The sequence below is a fragment of the Streptomyces sp. NPDC046862 genome (genome assembly GCF_040704615.1).
Lineage (GTDB): Bacteria > Actinomycetota > Actinomycetes > Streptomycetales > Streptomycetaceae > Streptomyces.
Map to the genome: position 1 here is coordinate 31929 of NZ_JBEYXP010000014.1, position 19211 is coordinate 51139.

General features: G+C 72.4%; 3 protein-coding genes and 1 pseudogene. All 4 read right to left on the bottom strand.

What is annotated here, in order from left to right; genetic code table 11:
• Positions 1 to 17 precede the first annotated feature (17 nt).
• On the bottom strand, positions 18 to 16712 hold the full coding sequence (locus AB0959_RS17440; protein ID WP_366827276.1) for a hypothetical protein: 16695 nt from the start codon (positions 16710 to 16712) through the stop codon (positions 18 to 20).
• 1 nt (position 16713) lies between these two features.
• Positions 16714 to 17058: a hypothetical protein gene (locus AB0959_RS17445; RefSeq protein WP_366827277.1), complete on the bottom strand. Its 345-nt coding sequence runs from the start codon at positions 17056 to 17058 to the stop codon at positions 16714 to 16716.
• Positions 17059 to 17060: 2 nt separating this feature from the next.
• Entirely contained in the window at positions 17061 to 17558 is a 498-nt protein-coding gene (locus AB0959_RS17450) for a YbaB/EbfC family nucleoid-associated protein (protein WP_366827278.1), read from the bottom strand.
• A gap of 93 nt (positions 17559 to 17651) precedes the next feature.
• Positions 17652 to 19211, bottom strand: a pseudogene (locus tag AB0959_RS17455) (hypothetical protein); the annotation flags it as partial.

A 19211-nucleotide genomic window follows, 5' to 3' on the forward strand; every position in this document is an offset into this window, starting at 1 on the left:
ATTTTGACACTGTGCGCTCATGACGGCTCCGCCCGGGTCGTGGCCCCGGCCGCGGCCGGGTAGTAGACACCGCCGACGTACGCCAGCACGACGACGGGCCCGGTCACCGGGCCGAACGACCGTACGCGGCCGTCCGGTTCGGTGAGGACGAGCCGGATACCGAGTTCCTCGGCGACCAGTGCGGCGGTGGTCGCGGTGAGGTGCCCGCCGCCCGGACCCTGGCGCAGGAGCCGGTAGCGCTGCGCGAGGGTGAGCGTGACCTCGGCGGCCGTCAGTGACTGCCCGCTGAGCACGGCGAAGGTGCTCTGGGCCTCGCTGAGCTGCAACGGGACCCCGGCGGCGGTGAGTTCGGCGACGGACGGTTCCGGCCGGCCGCCCAGCCAGTCGGGTCCGGCGAGCAAGGGGGCCCTGTCCGCCGCGTCGGGGGCGCCGAGCCGGTACTCGGCCCAGCGGTGCAGCGCGGCGGGGCCGTCCGGCCCCGCCAGCGCGGCGGCGAGGCCGTTCGCCGCCACCGGCGCCGGCGCCGCGCCGTCCCGCAGTGCGCGCGCCAGCGCCTCCGCGAACCTGTCGCCGTCGCCCGGCACCTCATACAGCCGCAGCGGGACGCCGCCGAGGTCGAGGGTGCCGGGACCGGTCCACACCGGGGTGGGGGCGGACGCGGATGCGGATGCGGAGGCAGGCGCGGACGCGGACGCTGATGCGGATCCGGAGGCAGGTGCGGACGCTGATCCGGAGGCGGCGGCCTGGACGGACGCCTGGTTCCACATCTGCCACCGGTGGTACCGCCAGACATGGGGCAGGCGCGGGAGCACGTGCTGGACGATGTCGTCGTACATCTGCCGGGCACCACCGCCGTACGTGTCCGGCGACGTCGCGAAGACCCCGTCCAGCCACACCAGCGTCGCCTCGGTCCGGTCGTCCACCGGATGACGCCGTACGGCGTCACGCACCGCCTCGTACTTCCGCCGCAGGTGACGGATCCGGTCCACGTGGAAGGCGTGATCGCCCTGGCCCTCGGGACGCTGCGGGAGTTCCAGTTCCTCGCGTATGACGTTCAGGTCGTCGTAGCTGAAACCGCGCTCCTCGGCGTAGACCTCGACGGGCTTGGGCCACCAGGAGCCGGGCTCCGGGGGCTCGTACTGCCCGTCCAGGGGCCCGCCCCGCTCGAACTTCTTGGAGTACCGGCCGGACGCAGTGGGCGGTTCCGACACCAGGACGCGGTGGTAGCCGGGTGCCATGCCCCCGCTGGGGGTGCTTCCGTCGCCGACGTCGCGCCATGCCGCCATGCGGGAGGAACCGGTCGCCCCGACGTCCTCCAGATAGCTGACCTGGTGACCGATCAGCGCGACGGCCTCCAGGTTCCCGGAACGGAAGCCGAGGTGCTGCAGGTCGTGGTGACGGTCGAGGTAGTCGTAGAGCCGGTACTGGCCGTTGCGCGTCTCCCCGCCCCACGCCGCCAGCCCCTGGTCCGTGCCCTTCCAGAAGCCGGTGATCTCGTGGATCGTGTCGATGCCCAGCTCACCGCGCATCTCCGCCACGAGCCGGCCCCACTTGCCGCCGTCCTCCGGATCACCCGTGGAGTCACCCGTGATGATCACCGAGTCGTACTCCCCGGCCACGTCCCGCAGGATCTGCCGGACGCCCTGGAAGCTGGTGTCGTGCTCCATCCGGCCGCGCAGGTTGGCCCACTGCCTGCCCTTGCCGCTGAAACGGGACCACAGCACCAGGACCTTCCCGCCGGACGGCGGCAGGTTGACTCCCTTGCCCGCCAGCCAGGCACCGATCTCGTCGTCGTGTCCCTGGTTCAGTCCCCAGTGGGCGCGCACGTCCTCGCGCAGCTCCGGGGAGAAGACCTCCGCGATGTAGTCGGTGCCGGCCGCGACGTTCCACAGTCGCCCTTCCTCGAACATCTCCTCGTAGGTCTCGTCGACTCCCCAGTCCTCCTGGGCGATACGGGTGGCCTCACGGTTCAGCGCCGGCCAGACGCTGGAGGTCTCCATCGAGTCGACGTCCACGAAGTGGATCCGGCGGGCCTCGATCCCGGTGGCACCGTAGAACTCGGCGATGGCCCGCGACTTGTCCCTGACGGCGTCATGGCCGGGGTCGCCGGGTGCGGGGCCACGGGCGATGAGAACGTGCAGGTTGGGGTTGTGGATCAGAGAGGCCGAGATACCGAACTGATCGCCGGCCGAATAGCCCGGCTGCATGATCATCATGTTGTCCTGGTCGCGGCCATCGGCCGACGGCCGCGGTGACGCGTCCGCCGGTGCGTCCTCCACGTCCACGTCCGAGTCCACGTCCGAGTCCGCGTCGTCGTCCGAGTCCTCGTCGATGTCCATGTCCGAGCCGGAGTCCGAGCCGGAGTCCGGATCGGAGTCGGAGTCGGAGTCGTCCGGCTCCGGAGGGCCCCCCGCCTGCCGGAAGCGCGACGCCCCGTACCGCGGGTCCACGGCACCGTCGACCACCGCGTGCTGCGTCGACGACGACTCCCTGAAGCCGGCCAGCCCCTCCGTACTGGTGTCCCCCGTGGCGTCGATGACCACCGCGCGGGCCTCCACCGGGGCGAACCCCGGCCCGCCCGGCAGCAGACGCACCCCGTCCTGCGACATGTCCACCCACACCGGACCGGCGTCCTGCTCACCCGGCTCGTAGTGCGGGTAGTACACCGCGAGCGCGTGCCCGGGGCCCGAGGTGCTGCGGGTCAGCACCAGGGCCAGACTCCCCTGTCCCTTCGCGGCCACCGCGTCCGTCACCGCGCCCCAGGAACCCACCCGGCTCCAGTCCGCGCCCAGACCCAGCCGGTCCCAGGCACGCCCCGTGCCCACCGACTCGTCCCCGAGCGCCCGGCCCGACCGCACACCGCCACCCGACCGTGCACCGCCACCCTGACCCGGACGGCGCGGGAAACGACGGTCCCGCAGCCCCTCCACCAACGCCACGCACAGCCGCAGATCGGCCGCGTCCTCGACGCCCGGGACCAGGGGCAGCCCGCCGAGGCCCGCCACCACGTCCCGGTGCACCTCGTGCGCGACGTCGCTCAGCTGACGCGGCGACCACGCATCGGTATCGGTCCCGGCTCGGGGGGCGAGAGGCGTGGGGGTCTGTCCGAGGGGCAGCGCCAGCCGGTAGTGGCGGTCTTCGAGGCTGAGGACCAGGGGCGGGCGTTCGGCCTCCGCGTCGGCCTCGGCGTCCTCGACGAGACCCCCGAGGTTCCCTCCTCCCGGGCGGCTCCCCGGCGCGAAGTGGTCGAACGTGCCGTCGTCCCTGACCACGGTGACCTCCACGCCGAAGGTGCGGGCGACGAGCATCGGGAGCAGGTCCGCGGCGGAGTGGTTCCATCCGGCCTCGGTCCCCGTCCCCGTCCCCGTCCCCGTCCCGGCCTCCGTCCCCGTCCCCGTCCCGGTCCCGGCCTCGGACCCGCCGTCACCGCGCCGCAGGAGCTGGGCGACCGCCAGTCCGGCGCGGGCCTCGGGGCTCAGGTCGGCGGCGTGCGGGATCAGTCCTCCGAGGGCGTCGAACTCGCGGCGGGCCGGGGTGTCCGTTCCCAGGTCGAGGCCCGCCTCGTCGATCTCCCCCGTGCTGAAGGTGTCGGTGTCGTCGGGGGTGACGAAGGCGAGCAGGTCCGCGTCGGCCGGGTCGGTCAGCCGGGCGGCCAGCAGTCTGCGCAGCCCGGACACCGCGTCCGGGCTCGCGGGGTCGATCCCGGCCCGGGCGAGGAGTGCCGGGTCCAGGCCCTGGGCGAGCGCGCGGAAGAAGGACTCGCCGTCCGCCGGGCCGTCGTGGAGGGCGTAGGTCTCGTTCCCGGGCGCGGGCGAGGTGAGCCGGGCGGCAGGTCCGGTACCGGTCCTGGTGTAGCGGGGGCGCGCCGGGGGCGGCGCCACGACCGGCCGGGGCGGGGCCTGGTAGGTCACGTCGGGCGGTGGGGTGCGGCCGTCGAGCTGCTCCCTGCCCTCCTCGGTGGCGGCCAGCCGGTACCAGCGGGTGAGCTGGTCGGTCCCGGCCCGTACCCGGTGGTACTCCGCCGCGGCGCGTTCCGCCGTCTCCCTGAGCCCGTCCAGCTCCGCGCGCCGGGCCTCCAGGGCGTCCTGTGCCGTGTTCCGGCGGGCGACGGCGGCGTCGAGCGGCCGCTGGGCGGCGTCGGCGGACAGCCGGGCCGCCTCCAGCCGGGCGGTGGCCCCGGCCCGCTGGACGCGGGCGTCCTCGACCCGTCGGTCGGCAGCCGCGCGCAGGTCGGCGGCCTGCGAGGTGGCCTCGGCCAACCGCGCCACGGCGGCGTCGCGTTCGTCCCGCAGGAACTCGGCCCAGCCGTCGTGCTCGGGGGCGGTGTCCTCCGCGTCGAGGGCGTCGAGGGCCGCCTGCGCGTCGTCCACGGCGCGCTGCGCGATGCCGTGGTCCCGGACGGCGTCCGCCTCGGCCCGGCGCAGGGCGGCGCCCGCCGCGTCGTCGGCGTCGCGGGCGAGGTCGAGCGGGATCGTGGCGGCCCGGGCGGCCGGGCGCGCGTCGTCCACGGCGCGCTGCGCGGTGTCGACGGCCTCCCGCAGATGGATCGCGGTGCGCCGCTTCGTCCAGTAGGCCTTGTCCGCGTCGACGAACGCCTCGCTCGCACTGCCGACCGCGTCCCACGCCGTGCCGACTCGCTCGGGGAAGGTGGCGTCGGTGACCAGCATCAGCTCGCGGGCGACGTCCTCACGTATCCAGGCCAGGACGTACGCCTCGGACTCCATCGCCTGCGGACCCGGCCTCGCCCGGCCGCCGAAGGTGCCCCGCAGCGCGGTCGCGGCCTTCGAGTCCTTGATGCTCCGGTGCACGTCGCCGGCGCTGACGAAGGTGGCGGGTACCGCGAACAGGAATGTGCGCCCGGTCTTCGGTTTGAGGTTCCGCGACGTCAGGTGTTCGTCCACCACCGGCATCGCGTCACCGTCGAGGTCGTTGGGGCCGGGAACGAAGACCCCCATCTGGTTGGACCCGGCGTCGCCCTGCGAGTCGTACAGGAAACCGCCGCCGAGGTTTCCCGACTGCGTGTGCTCTCCCGCCGTCGAAGTGCCCGCGTTCTCGCCGTACCACCTGAGCACCTCCTGCCTCTGGCCGTCCGCGACCGTCAGCAGCAGGGCGCGGCTGAAGTCGGGGGTGGAGCGCAGGGACAGCTCGCCGGTGTCGGTGCCGACGAAGGACTTCTCGGTCAGCCCCGCGATCTGGTAGCCCTCGGGCTCCAGGGTGCGGGGGTAGAAGGACGTGATGGCCATGTAGCCGGTGCCGTCCTCCAGCGCCTGCGCGGTGCCGGTGCCGAGCCGGGTGAGGCCGGTGTTCCTGGTCTTGCGGAGGAGTTCGGTCAGAGTGGCGGCGCCGGGGCCTGTGTCGGCCTCCAGGGCACGCAGGGAGAAGCCGGCGTCGTACGCCCTGGTGAGCAGGAGCGCGTTGGCCACTCGGATGTTCTCCATCCCCACGATCGCCCGGGGATGGAAGCCGTTCTCGGGGAAGACGAAGGGCCGCTCGACGCCGTCGCCGTACCGGACCCGCAGTTCGTGTCCGGGCTGCGGAAGGGGCACGGGCCGGGGCGCACCGGCCAGGGCGGGATCGCTGGACGGATCGGGGGCGGGCAACGTGGCGGAAACGTCCTCGTCGGAAGAACTCGCAACGTCGGAAGAACCGGCAACATCGGATGAACCGGCAACGTCGTCGAGAGCCCCGTCCCCCTCCTGTGCCACCGGCTCCATCAGGCTCAGCGGCACATGCTCGCGCAGCTCCCCCACGCCGTGCTCCTCGACGATCCGCCGCCTGCCCAGGAAACGGTCGAGGGCCGTGACGGTCTCCGTGTCCGTGCCCGTGCCCGTGTCCGTGCCCGTGTCCGTGCCCGTGTCCGTGCCCGTGCCTGGGCTGTCGTCCGCCTCCAGCGTGATCCGCATGGTGTACGGGGTGACGATCTCGGCGTGCGGTTCGGTGGCAGCCGTCCGGTAGATCGTGACGGTGGTGGTCGCGTGGCTCGACGCGATCGTCTGTTTGCCGGCTCCGCTCTCGGTGTATGTGGGCCCGGCGCCCAGGACGGACGGGTTGCCGGTGTACACCACCTGGCTGGTCTGGATCCCGATGTCCGCCCCGGACGAGGCCTCCGAGTTCTCCTGGACGGTCTCGACGGCCTGCCGGTTCTCCTCCACCTCCACGCTGTGGTCGAGCCCCTGGAACACGGGCGTCCCGGGGATCAGCTCGACCCGCGCCCGTACCCACCGACTGCCGATCCGCACGCCGTCCCAGCCCATGCGCCCGACGGTGACCATCGTCGAGGGGCCGGTGGTCGTCATCTCCCCCTTCAGGGCACGCGTGGCGCGGGCCGTCACCAGCTGGCGGATCTTCTCCCGGCTCTCCTCGTCGAGCCCCAGCCCGCGGATCCGCTCCTCGAACGCGAGCAGCGCACCGGTCGGGTCCAGCGCGTTCACCGCGTACGTGCCGAAGGGGGCGCCGCGCAGCCACGGTTGTGGCGACCAGAGGTGCGCGGTGTAGCGGGGGACCTCGCCCATCCCGTCGTCCAGCAGACCCATCCGGTGGGCGCTCTTCTCCGGCAGGTGCCCCAGCAGGCCGGCGGGGGTGGTCAGTTCCGTCCCCGCCGCTCCGGCGAGCGCCGACGGGACGAGCGGGCTGCCCGCCGCGGCCCGCCCGAACCGGCCCGTCCCGAGCCGGCTCGCCGTCAGCGCGAACCAGTGCTGCACATCGCCGGCGACCAGCACCTGGTGAGTGCCCCCACTGCGGTTCACGTCCGTGACGACGCTACGGATGACGTTGCGGCTTCGCGTGCCGGCCAGGGAGACGGGGTTCGCGACGAGCGCGTACGTGCCCAGGAGCCCGTGCCCGGGGTGCTGGGCGGAGTTGTAGCCCAGTTGGCCGCCGAAGACGAAGGTCCTGCTGTTGCCGATCTTGCCGGCCGCCTGCCGGGTGCCGCCGAGGGCCGTCTCGGTGGCCATGGGCACCGACCCGGTGAGGGGGCGCAGGGCCCCCACCGTCGTCGCGTACCGGAAGGTCCCCCACAACTCGGCGGCGGGACCCTTGCCCAGCAGGCCGCTCGCCGTCAGGCCCAGCGGCCCCGAGCTCTGGTCGAAGCTCGCGGTCAGGTACTGGGGCGTGAAGACCCGGACGATCGCCTCGTGGGTGGGGGCGGACTCCTTCACCAGCTGCCAGGCGCTGCCCGACGCCGTTTGCAGGACCCGGTTCACCTCCGCGACCAGCTGGGGCGAGAGCACCATGCTCACGATCACGAAGGGGTGCTGCCGGAACTCCCGGAACTGGTCCGTCCCCCGCCCGGCGAGCCGTCCGGCATGCGGGTCGCTGCCGCCGCCGGGCAGTACGAGGTCGCCCTTCGCCAGGGCGAGGGCGCGCTGGGTGCTCATGGGTGCGGGCTCGGGCTCGGTGGTCAGATACGGGTTGAGCGCGCCGTCGGCGTGCGGGTCGGCCACGGGGGCGTGCTGGGCGGGGATGCCGATCAGCACCTGCCCGGTCACCGGGCCGCCGCCCCTGAGGTGCCCCTGGGGCGTCCGCCCGAAGAGGATGTCGACCGGCTCGTCGAGGACCAGGAGCCCCGGCAGTCCGAGGCCGAGGCCGCGGATCAGCCCGCGGGGCCGCCAGAAGCCGCTGAAGGTCATGGTGAGTTCGAGGCGGAACCGGTACAGGTCGGTGGGTTGGTTGCTCACCGACACCGGCTCGTGGGTGACCGTCGAGCCGAAGGCGCTCTCGGCCTCCCACTGCCATCCGGTGCGCGCGCCCAGCGTCAGGCCGAGCGTGTTCCTGCGCAGCCCGGTGTCGTCGGTGTTGTTGTCGCGGCCCGAGAGCGTGCCCTCGAAGCCCAGGTCCACGCCGCGTTTGGCGCTCGTCTGGCCGTCCATCCGGTCGGTGCCCGGGGCGCTGAAGCGTATTCCCTCGTCGGTGTCCCTGCCCTCGTACCGGCGCCCGGTCAGTGTTCCGTGGACCCGGAGGGTGTAGTACGTCTGCCCGACGGCGTCGGGGTCGGTGAGCCGGATCGGCAGGCCGACCGTGGTCAGCGCCTCCAGGTTGGAGGTGACGTTCTGCTGGGACAGCACACCGAGGATCTGCAGGGTGTTCTGGAGGGCCGTGTGGTACTTCGCCGGGTCGGACCACTGGGGCGGCACCGGCAGGCCGCGGGCGGCGTCGAGCACGCTCCGCGGGTCGCGTCGCATCATGTCGTGGAAGCGGGCGCGCCAGCCCTTCGGCAGGTTCAACTGGTCCAGAGGCACGACGAGTCCCCGGCGCCGGGCGGCGACCTCGCTCACCACGCTGTCGGCGAAGGCGTCCAGCAGCGTCCGGCCGACACCGTCCGCGTCGTCCGGTACGACCCGGGTGCGCCGGCCGTCGTCGAAGGTGAACTCCTTCACCCGGTGCATGCCCAGGGTGCGCGGCCGGTCCACGGTCAGGTAGGCCGGGACGAACGGCGGGTTCCGCAGGGCGAGCGAGGTCCCGTCGTCCCATCCGGCCAGCCGCCGCGCCTCGGAGCTGGTCATCCGGTCCAGGCTCCAGGTAAGGAACTGCCGGGGCGGGCCGCCGTCACCGGCGCGCCGTACCCGTACCGACTTCATGACCAGGTACAGGGCGGTCTTCGGGCCCTTGACCTGTCCCACCGACTTCAGGGCACCGGCGCCGCCGAGGCCGGCCTGGTAGGTCCGCGCGAACGAGTACTGGGCGTTCGGCCCGGCCTGGAACCGCAGGTCGAACGGCGCCACACCCGGGTCGAAGAAGTTGAACGCGGGTCCTGCGACGGCCTGCAGCAGCAGACTGGTGCCCTTCGCCCGGCTGCGCTCGCTGCGGACCGTGGAGGTGTTGACGTCCCGCATCTCGGCCTTGTCGGTCTCCCCGACGAGCACGGCGGCGCGGGGGATCAGCTCCTCGACGACGAAGACGCCCAGCGGTGACTTCTTCTTGTCGTCGGCGAACAGCGGCGGGGTGGTGATCCGGCCGCGCGCCAGCGTGCCGCCGTGCCGCTGGAAACTGTCGGCCGAGAAGAACGTGTCCAGTTCGTCGTACGCGGAACTGCCCGGCAGGGCACCGATGAGCCCGACGGCCCAGTCGCGGATCGCCGCCACCGGCCCGAAGCCCTCGACACGGACCAAGCGGTACTGCGAGTTCCGGTCCAGTCCGATGGACCGGGGGATCCGGCCCGGCTCCGGAATCCTCGTCACGCTGTCGGGCAGCCGCACCCGCAGCCCGTCGCGCACGCCGAACCCGAACCGCTCCGATGCGGTCGGGTCGGTGTCGGTGCCCGTGACGGCACGGCCCGCCGCGTCGGTGATCCGTATCTCGTAGTGGACGTCGTCCAGATACGTCCGGGAGTCGTCGAGCGTACGGGTCTCCATCTGGTTCTGCCGCTGGTCGGTCAGCGTGTAGCCGACCTTGTTGATGAAGCCGAACCGGAAGGCGAGGCGGCCGAAGCCACCGAACGCCGCGGTGCTCGCGGGGCCGAGGGGCCCGCCGAGGCCGAACTGCGAGTTGGCCTGCATGTTCTTCGTGAACCCGAACGTAGCCGCCGCCCGGTGCATGCTGTCGATCTTCGCGGCGTGGCCGAGGCCGTCGTCGAACGGACTCCAGTTCCCGCGGTGGCGCGTGTTGACGTACAGGACCCGGACTTCTCCGGCCTCGTTGACGTACGGGAACGGGCGCCCGCCGTCCGTCAGAGTCTTCGGCTTCTCCCGGAGCGTCCGCCGGATGTCGGTGAGCAGTTGGGTGTCGTCGGAGAGCCGTGCCCCCGGCCGCCGCCGCAACTCGTCCCGGATCTCCCGGGCCACCGCGTCGGTGCCGCGCAGAACGACCGCGCTCTGGCCGAAGGTGCTCGGGCTGGCGAGGAGTTCCGCCCGCTCGGCGTCGGTCAGACCGTCCGGCAGCAGAGCCTCCAGGTCGTCCACGTACTTGGGCATGCTCCGGCCGTCCTCGAACCGCGCCGGGGTACGCCGTCCGGTGGGCGGGGGCGCCATACGGCGGTCGAGTACGGGCTCGCGGTCGGTGGTGGTGGTGGTGGACGAGAGTGCGGTGCTGGTGGAGGGCTCGGGAGTGGTGGACGGCTCGGGGGTGATCTGGTCGGCGGGTGCCGGCGGAGCCAGTGCCGTGATCTGGTCCGCAGGCTCCTCCTCCGGCGGCTGCTGTTGCTCCGGCTGCGGCTGCGGCTGCGGCTGCGGCTGCGGCTGCGGCTGCGGCTGCGGGGTGGGCGCGGCCGTCTCCGGCTGCGGGGTGGGCGCGGCCGTCTCCGGCTGCGGGGTGGGCGCGGCCGTCTCCGGCTGCGGGGTGGGCGCGGCCGTCTCCGGCTGCGGCTCCGTGGACGTGGTCCTCGTCCCGCTTCTGCGGAACAGGGACACGCCGTACCGGGAATCCGAGGCGCCGTCGACGACCACGTGCTGCGTCGACGACGACTCCCGGAAGCCGTCCAGGGCGTCCTCGTCGACCGCGCCCGTGGGGTCGACGACCAGCGCCCGCGCCTCCACCGGCGGGATCTCCGGGTCGCCCGGAAGCACCCGCACGCCGTCCCGCGTCATGTCCACCCAGACCGGACCGGCGTCCTCCTCGCCCGGCGCGTAGCGCGGGTAGTACACGGCGAGGGCGTGCCCCGGCCCGGAGGTGCTGCGGGTCAGGATCAGCGCGAGACTGCCGGGGCCCTTCTCGGCCAGGGCGTCCGTCACCGCGTCCCAGGAACCCACCCGGTCCCAGTCGGCGCCGGGCGCCAGCCGGTCCGTGACACGGCCCGTCCCCAGGGCCTCGTCGCCCAGCGACCGGCCCGCCCGCGCGCCGCCTCCCGGCCGCTGCGGGAAGCGACGGTCCCGGACGCCCTCCACCAGGGCCACGCACAACTGCCGGTCCGCCGCGTCCCCGGGCTCCGGCAGCTTCCCGAACCTTCGCACGATCTCGCGGTGCACGTCCTGCGCGACGTCGGACAGTTCCCCCGACGTCCACACGTCGCCCGGCGACACGGAGCCCTGGCCGAGTGAGCCCGGGGTGGAGAAGCCGAGGTACGTCCCGATGGCGCTGAGGTCCAGTGGGGCGAAGCCGCGCTGTGAGCGGGAGTTCTTGATGCCGAACCGGGCGAGTTCCTCGTCCTTGCGCTGTGCGCGGGAGGTCTCGCTCGATCCGCCGAGGTCGCCCCACCACGGGACCGGGGCCTCGTTGCCCGTCACCTCGGCGTTGGCGACCACCCACTGCCCGGCGAGCGTCGGCACCTTGTTCAGCGTGATCCGCTGGTAGCCGATGGCCGGAGCGTGCCAGGTCTGCATGCGCTTGGCCTGGCGGTTGCCGGTCTCCTCCAGATAGCGGACCTGGTGCCCGATGAGGGCGTACGCCTCCAGGTTGCCGCTGCGGAACCCCAGGTGCTTGAGGCCGCCGCCGAACTCCAGGTGCCTGAGGTCGCCGGAGGTCCGTGCGAGGTGGTCGAAGACCTGGAGCTGGTCCGCGCGCGTCCCGTCGGGGAACGACTGCCGCCAGTCGTCGTCCTTCCAGAACTCCGTGAGGTCGTGGACGTTGTCGTACTGCTCGGACAACCGCTCCAGGGCGCCGTTGTGCGCGCTGTCGCCCGCGATGATCACGTTCGTGGTGGGCGGCAGGCGGTCGATGATCTGCCGCAGCCCCTCCGTACTGCTGTCGTGCTGCGGGTGCGCCTCGCCCTCCTGGCGGCTGCCCAGCCGTGACCACAGGACGACGTGGGGCCCGCTCTCCGGCACACCCCGGGCCGAGAGGAAGCGCCGCACCTCCTCCGTACGGGGGGAGGCCAGGCCCCAGGCCGCACGGATCCCGGCCCGTTCGCGCCCCTGGCCGCGCCACAGGTTCGCCACTTCGCTCGTCGCGTACGAGGTCGGCTTCTGGAGCCGGGCGCTGCGCAACCCGGGAGGCACCGCGGGGCTCATGTCCGTGTAGGGCACGGCCTTGTAGCCGTTCGCGAACTGGGTGTACTGGCTGTGCGGTTCGGCGGAGTGGAGGACGTGGACGCGTGCTTCCTGGTCCCGCAGTGCGGCGTCCCGCCGGGCGGTGAGCCGGGACAGCTCCGCCGCGCGTTCCGCCGGCGACAGGCCGGTGTCCGCGTCGAGGGCCGCCACCGCGTCGGCGTACCGCGCGTGCACCGGAGCGGTGAGGGTCCTGCGGATGAAGGGGCCGACCTGGTCGGGGTGGTGCGGACCCGTGAGCACGCCGAGACGCAGCCGCGGGTTGAGCGTGAGGGCGGTCGCGATGGCGAACATGTCGCCGCTGAAGTTGCCCGCCGTGAGGATCAGCGCACGGAACGGACCGGGCCCGACCCGGAAGACGTCGGCGAGGTCCGTGAGGGCGTCGCGCAGCCGTCCGGCGTCCTCCGGCGTGGCGCCGAAGGCCCGCCACTGTGCCGACAGCGCCTCACGGGTGGCCCTGGTCGCGATCAGCCGGCCCAGCACCTGGCTGAACTGCGCGGTCAGGTCGTCCCGCCCTCCGGCCGGTGGCCGGGCGGCGTACTCGGCGCCGCGCCGCCTCACCAGTTCCTCGGCGAGCGTCGCCTCCAGGCCCGGGTTCGCGCCCAGCGTCCACAACAGGTCGAACAGGGCCGCAGCCCGCTGCTGGTCGTTCGCGCCGACGGCCAGTGCGTACGCCGTGTCGACCGCGGAGTCGACGACGGACGGGAGCGTGTGGCCCCGGACCTCCGCCGTATCGCCAGTATCACCCTTGTTGCCCGTATCGCCCGTATCGCTCGTATCGCTCGTATCGCGGTGGGCGGCGCCATCGGGTCCTTCGGGGCTGATGGTGACGTCGACGCCGTCGATGGTGCCGCTGAGCGCGCGGGGGTCCCGGGGGTCCTGGCGGAGCACGTTGGGCGGGGAGCCGGCCGGGCTCGGGAAGTGCCGCGCCAGGGCCCGGTTGACGACGTCCTCGTACTGCCCCACCGACGGCGTGCCGAGCCGGAACTCCAACTGCCCGATGGGGCGCGGACTGTTGAACCGCACGCTGACCTGGGCACCCCCGGTGAGCACGGCGGGGTGCCGGATGTCCCTCATCGGCGCGCCGCTCGTGACGAGGCTGTTCAGGAGCGCGCCGACCTTCCGGCCCACCTCCAGCGTCCGTTGGTTGGCCGCGGGCGTGCTCCCGGGCTCGAAGGCCGCCCCGGGCGGGACGGCCGGCCCGGGCGCGGCGGTCGAGGACGAGGCCGAAACCGAGGCGGAGGCCGAGGCCGAGGCCACCGCCTGGGCCGACGCGAGGTGTATCTCGCGGCTCTCGGTGCGGGGCCGGCCGTCGGCGACGTAGGAGAGCAGCACCTTGTGCCGGGTCCCGGCCTTCAGTTTGGCCTTCGGCTTGGGCACGGTGATCTCACCCGCCCGGTCGGCGGCGCCGATCCGGTCCAGGATGAGGGACTTCAGCTCGTCGGCGGTCACACTCGCGCCGTCGATCGTGACGGTGAGGTTCCCGTCGGCACCGTTCTCGTCTTCGGTCGCCGCGTCCCAGAGCTCCTCGATCTCCTTGACGGTCTCGTACGGCGCGGTGAGGCCGATGGGAGCCTGGGAGGGCGGATGCGCCGGCCGCAGGTGAGCGGGCGGCAGCAGCCCGGCGGGGTCCTTCGAGGCCGTGGCCATCGGCGCGGGCGGGGCGGTGAGCGGATGGTCGGGCACGGCCGGGCCGGAGTCGGTGACGTCCTCGATGGTCCGGAGGTAGTGCGGCAGCAGGCCGGGCTCCGGCAGCGTGTCCGGGTCGGCCATGATCCCGGTGCTGTCGACGGCGGCGTTCTTGACGCGGCGGAAGAGCGACCACGGGTCGAGGGACCGGTCCTTGAGGCCCGCGTAGTGCAGCATCTCGTGCAGCGCTCGCGCGCTGTTGAGGCGACGCCGCCTGGCGTTCTCCTCCGGCCCCAGGGACGGGTCCTCGGCGTACAGCTGGAACTCGAACTGGTCGAACGAGGTGGGCTCGTCCACCCTGCTGAGCTTGATGGCCTCGGGGTGGTCGGGGGCGTGGACGAGGTTCAGGTCGATGTTGAGCTGGTCACCGGATGCCGGCAGGGGGTCCGGCCCTTCGTTGACGAGGGTGTCGAGCAGCTCGCGCAACGAGTCCTGGTAGTCGTGCAGTTGGTCGGCGGAGAACCCTTCGCCGAAGCTCACCGGCAGGTTCAGCGTCAGGTTCCGCACCCAGCGGCCGTCGTCGGCCTGGACGCGCTCGATCGACACCCGGATGACGGTGTCGCGCCCGCCCAGCGTTCCGGGCCCGCGCCCCTCCCCCGCCGCCAGCGGGTCGGCGGCCGGGTCGTACCGCTCGGTCCGCAACGGGACCGAGGGCGCACCCTGCTGCCGGTCGCGCCACTGCTCCGGGCGTATGGGTTCCAGGACCGCGGACGCCGACACCGGCGCGAGCCCGGCTTCCACGGACTCCGGCCCGGTCTCCGGCGCCGGCTCCAGCCCCGGCTCCAGCCCCGGCTCCGGTGTCCGCCGGCTCGTCCCGACGTCGTGGCCGGACTCGGCCGAGGGGGGAGCGTCCTGCCGAACGGAGTCCGACGGCGTGTCCGCGGACACCGGGATCCGGGTGTCACCGGTCGAGACGGTCGGCGGGGCCTCGGACTCGGTCCGCACGGGCCGGTACGGCGGCGGAACCTCGGAGTCGGCCGACGGCGCGGTCGTACGGGGGCCGGGCTCCTCGGTGGAGGGGGTACGGGTGTCGGCGGCGCCGTCGTCCGGGAGCGGCGATGCGGTGGAGTCGTCGGTGCCGACGGGGACGGCGGGGTCGGCGGGGTCGGCGGGGTCGGCGGGGTCGGCGGAGATCTGGGGCCGTTGCTGGGGGGCGGCTGCCTGTGGTCCTCCGGCCGTGGCGCCGGCCTGTGTACCGCCGACCGGAGTGCCGACGCCGGGGAGCGGCGCCGGTGAGGTCGGCTGCTCCTCCTGGTCCGCCACCGCGTCCTGGGACGTCGTGCCCGGCTCTGGGGCCTGCTGTCGAGCGCCTGCTTCGGGACGGGGAGTGGCGGAGTCGGGTCCGGAGTCCGCGTCCACGTCCTCGGCCACGTCCACGTCCACGTCCACGTCCACGTCCACGTCCACGTCCTCGACCGACGGTGCGAACGCGTCGTCGTCCCTGAACGACGCGTTCCCCGACGGGGTGGGCGCGTTGGAGCCCACGGTGGGGATGTTCGACGGCGAGTCAGCGGACGGTACGTCAACGGGCGCCGCGGCCGGCGACGGGTTGAGCGCCGAGAAGACGGACTCGCTGCCCGAATCGCCGTACGAGGGAGGCGAGTTGTCTCCATACCCGGGCAGCGTGTTCTCGCCGTCGGAGTAGTCGGGGCTGCTGTTCACCCCGGTGGCGTTCGAGGAGCCGAAGGAGTACGAGGGCTTGACCGCACCGCTGATCCCCGACGCACCGGTGTACGTGCCCGGGTACATGCCCGTGGCCGCGTTGGCCCCGGCCTGCCCGTACTCCTCGGCACCGTAGTCGGAGTAGTCGGAGTAGTCGGTCATGGACGAGGCGTTGCTGGAATTGCTGGCGTTGCTGAAAATCGACGCCGTGTCATTGAAGTCGCTGACATCGCTGACGTCGCTGGCATCGCTGTAAATGGAGTCCGTGTCGCTGACATCACTGTCGTACGAACTCACGTCATCCGCGCCGATGACCTCGGGCACGTCGTAGACGTCGTTCTGGGAGACCGTGGGCGGACGAGGACCGGAACCAACGGTGTAGTCAGGGGTGTAGTCGGTCGTGGAGTCGTAGAGGTCGGTGTTCGGCCCGTTCCCGGAACCCTTCCCGGAACCGTTTCCGCCCCCACCGTTGTCCGTGAGGTAATTGATGTCGTTCGGACCGAAGTCGTTGTTGCGGAAGAACTTGTCGTACACCCACTTCCCGCCGAACTCGGCGACATCGGAGGCCGCCTCGAAGAGAAGGCCGCTGAGGCCGGCGGACCCGAACGTCGCGGGGTTGATGGAGAACTGGCCGGTGAAGAAGAGCTTGGTGAACGCTTCCGCGAAGGTCTCGGCCTGCCCCTCGTTGACGAAGGTGAGGGGAAGGTCCATCACCTCCTTCCACGCCGGGCTGTCCTTGAAGATCTTCTTCACGATCGGCCCGGTGAACTGGCCGAAGATCCCGCCGAAGAGCCCCGCCAGCGCCCCCGCGACCGCCGACTGCGCGATCTCCGTCCAGTCGAACTGCGAACGCCGGCGGTCCGGATTGTCCGACGCGGTCATCGAGATGAGCTGGGCCGTGAACGTGACGAAGGCTTCCTGGATCGCTTCGAGCACGACCGACAGGGGGGTCGGGACGGCACGCCCCAGCCGCTGCAGGACCAGCAGGATGGCGAGCGCGGTACGCGCCTTCGCCGCGGCTATCTCGGCCAGCGACGTACCGCCCGTGAAGACGGAAAGCGCGGCGATCAGCGCGAGTTCGAGATTCATCAGGATGAACTCGATGAGAATCTCGTACTTGGCTTCGCCGAGCTTCATCGAGCGGTTCACCTGCCGGGATCCCATGTCCCGGAGCTCGGTGGCGAAATCCTGAAGGTGATTCACCCCGCCGTCGTCGACGAAGGTCCTCACCGCGGCGACGAACTCATCGGCGATCGCCGGCGGAAGCGAGCTTCCCGCCGAGTCGATCGCCCCTTTCATCGAGGCGGACAGCGCTTCGATGTCGTCCGCCAACTGCGTGAAGGCGAAACGACTGTTGTAGCCCTTGTCCTCGTTACCGGTGGCGACGTTCGCGCCCACCCAGACCTCGATGAACTCCCGCAGAGCAGGCGGGAAAATGATCGCCATGCTACCGCCGGTTCTCGCTTTCCGCGCTCAGCGTCTCAAGGTTGTCCAGTGCCTGGATCTGCGGACGCTGGACGTGCTCGGCCTCCTGGGCGACCGCGCCGACCAGGGCCAGGAAACCGCCGGTGATGTCGTTGACGGTCTTGGTCACCTGCTCCTTCTCGTCCCGGCACTGCGGACCGAGCTGGTTGGCGAACTCGTCGTCCCCCTCCTCGCCCCACCAGCCCTCGGTCTGGGCCCAGGTGGTGTCGAACCTGAGCCCAATGGTCTCGGACCCTCGGACGGCGTCGTCGAGGTGCTTGGAGCTGGCCCGGATCTCCGTGACGTCCGCCGTGAACTCGTCCGGCATCCCTACGCACCACCCTGTCGCTTGTTCTCCCCGCCGCGACCGGTCGGTGCGGCGGGCGGCTCCTCGTCCTCGTGGATCTCGTCCCGGAAACGGTTCGTCGCCGTCGGCCTCTTCTCCACGGCGGTCTCGCTGAGCAACGACCCGAAGACCGAGCCCCAGTCGACCCCCATCCGCTGCGGCGCCATGCCCCGGGAGGTCATCCTGGTGAGGGGGTCGAGCGTGTCGACGACCCGGCGCGCCATCTCGGCGCGGGCCTCGTTCACGGCTTCCATCACCGAGGCCGACAGCTGCGAGGCGGCCATGTTCCGGTACTTGCCGTCGAGGAACTCCAGGCTCGTCAGTTCGCCCTTCCCCCCGACGGCCACCCGGACCGACCTGTCCGCCGAGTGCGCGGTCACCGAGGCCGCGTTCAGCTCGCTCTGCGCCCGGGCCACGGCCTCTTCCGTCGCCTTGAGATGCGCCATCGCCTGGGCGATGCGTTCCTCCATCGACTCACTCAACCTGGTCTCCTCAACCTGCTCTCCTCAACCTGCTCTCCTCAACCTGCTCTCCTCACCGGTCGTCCGGACAGGACAACGGGCCTGTCGCGCAGGTCATCTCCCCAGTGCCTGGGGCGCGCCGCCCTCGTCGGTGCCCCAGACGTCCTCGTCCTCCACCAGCCAGGTGGTCCGCTCCCGGTCGCCGCTCTCCGTCTGCTGTCCGGCCCCACCCGCCCCGGGCATACCGCCGCCCATCGGAGGCATGAAGGGCGTACTGCTGCTGGTCTGCGTGGACCTCGGGACCACCCGGTGTTCCTCGTCGTCGACCGTCGGCGTGCCGGCGGCCACCCGGCCGGCGCGGGCGGCACCGGGCTCCACGACGGTGCGGACCCGCTCACCGGTTCCCCCGCCGCCCTCACCTCCGGCTCCCCGCATCATCGGCGGCATCATCGGCGACCCCGCGCCCCCGGTCGAACCGTTCGACGAGCCGGTCTGGGCTCCGTCCCCCTCGGGGCGGCCCAGGGCGGACGCCAGGTCGTCCTGGTTGTAGAGGTTGTCGCTGAACGCGGAGGAATACTCCGAGCCGGCCGAGCCGGGCCCCGCCATGCCGTACGAGGAGAGGTCGGGCGGCTGGGGGAGGTCGGCGATGCGCTGGCGGATCAGCTCGCTGATGTCCTTGTCGCCGGACCCGATCCGGTCGTACTCGGCCTGGATGTCGCCCATGCGCTGGTCGTACTGCGCCTTGGCGTCCCGCCGGGCCTGCTCCGCCTCGGCGCGGGCCTCCTCCCGCTGCTCCTGGGCTGCGGCCTTCTGATCCTGGAAGTCCTCCTTGGCCCGCGCCTGGGCGTCGTCGGCCTCCTTGACGGCGTCCCGCTCGGCGGCGTCGATCTCGGCGATCCGCCGGTCGTAGTCCTCGCGGGCCTCCCGCTCGTCGACACCATCGGCTATGTCGCGGTCGTACTCCTGCCGGGCTTCCGTCCGCTCCTGCTCGGCCTGCTCCCGGGCCTGGTCCCGCTCCTGCTGGGCCTCGGCCTTCTCCTGCTCGTACTCCCGCTTCGCCTCCGCCTCCTGGCGGTCGGCTTCCCGCTCGGCCGCCGCACGCTCCTGCTGGGCGTCGGCCTTCTGCTCGTCGTAGGCGTCCTGCGCGTCGGCCTTGGCGTGCTCGGCCTCCAGCCGGGCCTGCTGCTTCTCGCGTACGGACTCCTGCCGGGCGTCCTCCTGCTGGCGTGACGACTCGGCCCTCGCCTGCTCCTGCTCCTGCTTGGCGGCGGCCTTCTCCTGCTCCTGCTCCGCCTTCGCCTCGGCCCTCTGCTGCTCCGCCTCGGCCTTGGCCGCGGCCTGTTCCTCCTTGGCCGCCGCCTTCTCCGCCTGCTGCTCGGCCTTGGCCTCGGCCTTCTCCTTCTCGGCCTCCGCCTTGGCGGCTTCCTGCTCCTGCTTGGCAGCGGCCTTCTCGGCCTCCTGCTCGGCCTTGGCCTCGGCCTTCTCCTTGTCGGCCTCCGCCTTGGCGGCTTCCTGCTCCTGCTTGGCGGCCGCCTTCTCCGCGTCCTGCTCCGCCTTCGCCTCGGCCTTCTCCCTGTCGGCCTCCGCCTTGGCGGCTTCCTGCTCCTGCTTGGCAGCGGCCTTCTCGGCCTCCTGCTCCGCCTTCGCCTCGGCCTTCTCCTTCTCGGCCTCCGC